Consider the following 441-nt stretch of genomic DNA (forward strand, 5'->3'; position numbering starts at 1 on the left):
CCGTCCCCCCGCCCCCCGCACCGCCCTCGGCGGGGGACCTCGGGCGGCGCCGCCTGACCGACCAGGCCCGGGCCTACGGCTTCCTCCTCGGCGGGCTGCTCTGCTTCGCCCTGTTCTCCTGGTACCCGGCGATCCGCGCGGTCGTCATCGCCTTCCAGACGTACACCCCGGGCTCCCCGCCCCAGTGGGCCGGCACCGCCAACTTCACCCGGGTCCTGCACGACCCCGAGTTCACGGCCGCCTGGCGCAACACCCTCGCCTTCACCCTGCTGGCCCTCCTCATCGGCTTCGCGATCCCCTTCGTCCTCGCCCTCGTCCTCAACGAGCTGCGGCACGCCAGGGCCTTCTTCCGGGTCGCGGTCTACCTGCCGGTGATGATCCCGCCGGTGGTCAGCGCCCTGCTGTGGAAGTGGTTCTACGACCCCGGCGCCGGCCTCGCCA

1 protein-coding gene is annotated in these 441 nt (G+C 73.2%); it reads left to right on the forward strand.

Annotation, left to right across the window (positions count from 1 at the left end; all coding sequences use genetic code 11):
* Positions 1-441 (forward strand): carbohydrate ABC transporter permease (locus CCN44_RS47150; protein ID WP_414820561.1); only part of this gene is annotated, 441 nt, incomplete at both ends.

The sequence above is a fragment of the Streptomyces tricolor genome (genome assembly GCF_002155905.1).
In the GTDB taxonomy this organism is placed as follows: domain Bacteria; phylum Actinomycetota; class Actinomycetes; order Streptomycetales; family Streptomycetaceae; genus Streptomyces; species Streptomyces tricolor.